The sequence below is a fragment of the Actinomycetota bacterium genome, assembly GCA_005888325.1.
Classification (GTDB): domain Bacteria; phylum Actinomycetota; class Acidimicrobiia; order Acidimicrobiales; family AC-14; genus AC-14.
In genome coordinates, this window is record VAWU01000020.1 from 1 (window position 1) to 1303 (window position 1303).

The window sequence follows — 1303 nt, forward strand, 5'->3', positions numbered from 1 at the left end:
AGCACCGCGATCGCGCGCTTGGCAGTGCCAGAGAGGTGCATGGATCACAACCTTTCAGGTGTCGACGTTGCTTGTGCACACTCCTCTTGCGGGGGCTTGGCAGAGAGCGATGTGTCACCGGGATGTGCCCGGTGTCGTTTTGTCCAGGGGACTCTCGACACCTCGGACCACCGCCTTGAGCACGCCGAAGCCCCGCCCAAACGGGGCGCGGGCGAGCCCGGTCTCAGGCAGGCGAGGACGCGGCAGCGCGCGTGGCGTCAGCCGGAGAGGTCGGGCAAGAGACCGTGGCGGGCGGCGATCACGACGGCCTCGAGCTGGCTGTGGGCGCCGAGCTTGAGCAGGAGGCTCTTCACGTGGCCGCGGCACGTGTGGACGCTGATGCCGAGTCGCAGCGCGATCGCCTGCGGGTCGAGGCCCTCCCGCATGTGGCCGAGCACCTCGAGCTCCCGGCGGGTGAGCCGGGCCGAGTCGCGCGCGTGCTGGGCGGAGGCACGCTCCGTGTCACGCAGCCGCTCGATCAGGGCGGCGAGGGTCGAGCTCTCCACGAGGATCTTGTCGTCGAGAGGGACGCGGATGGCGTCGATGACCTCCTGCAGCGAGCTCTCCTTCGGCAGGAACCCGGATGCGCCGGCCGTGGCCGCCTGCGTGAGGATGTCCAACTCGGTGTGGCCGGTCAGGATCAGGATGCGCGTGTTCGGGTTGCGCGCCTTGATGCGCCGCGTCCCCTCGATGCCGTCGACGCCGGGAAGGTAGACGTCCATCAGGACCACGTCGGGCGGGTGCTCCTCGGTGAGCTCCAGCGCCGCTTCGACGCTCGGCGTGGCACCGACGCACTCGAGGTCGGTCTGCGCGTCGACGGCGATCGCGACAGACTCCGCGAACGCGAGGTGATCGTCGACGATCAGCACCCGTTGTGCCATCTAAGCCTCAGGGGTCGCTTGGGCCCGGCGCGCCCCGGACTTCTTCCCCTCCGCCGAGAACCCGAAAGATCTGGTGAGCGAAGCGTAGCGCGGCGCGCGGCCGAATCGCGCCCAGCAATTGGCCCGTGACGATCGTGAAGTCGTCCCACTAGCGTGTCCCGGCGTTCCCCTCGGTCCCTGGCGAGGAGCGGAGGAAGGGGTGGCGCGGTTGGTGTCCGAGATCACGAGCTACTCGTTTCGCATCTACGTGACGGGCGAGACGACGCGGTCGTGGCAGGCCGTCGCCAACCTGCACAGGCTCTGCGAGGACCAGCTCGCGGGCCGCTACGAGATGGAGGTGGTCGACGTCGTGGAGCGGCCCGAGCTCGCCGAGCAGGAGAGGA

Annotated in this window: 2 protein-coding genes; one reads left to right on the top strand and one right to left on the bottom strand. The window is 69.2% G+C overall.

The genetic code is table 11. The annotated features are described in order from the left end of the window. Positions 1–257: 257 nt before the first annotated feature. Positions 258–920, bottom strand: coding sequence for a response regulator transcription factor (locus E6G06_06105; GenBank protein ID TML92330.1), 663 nt, complete (start codon positions 918–920; stop codon positions 258–260). A gap of 118 nt (positions 921–1038) precedes the next feature. On the opposite strand from E6G06_06105, the gene E6G06_06110 reads away from it, so the two are divergent. Beyond that, the coding region (locus E6G06_06110; protein ID TML92403.1) for a hypothetical protein at positions 1039–1303 on the top strand (265 nt) is incomplete at its 3' end.

Coding starts and splice junctions, on each gene's coding strand:
- E6G06_06105 (TML92330.1), bottom strand. CDS start 920: ATGGCACAACGGGTGCTGATCGTCGACGATCACCTCGCGTTCGCGGAG.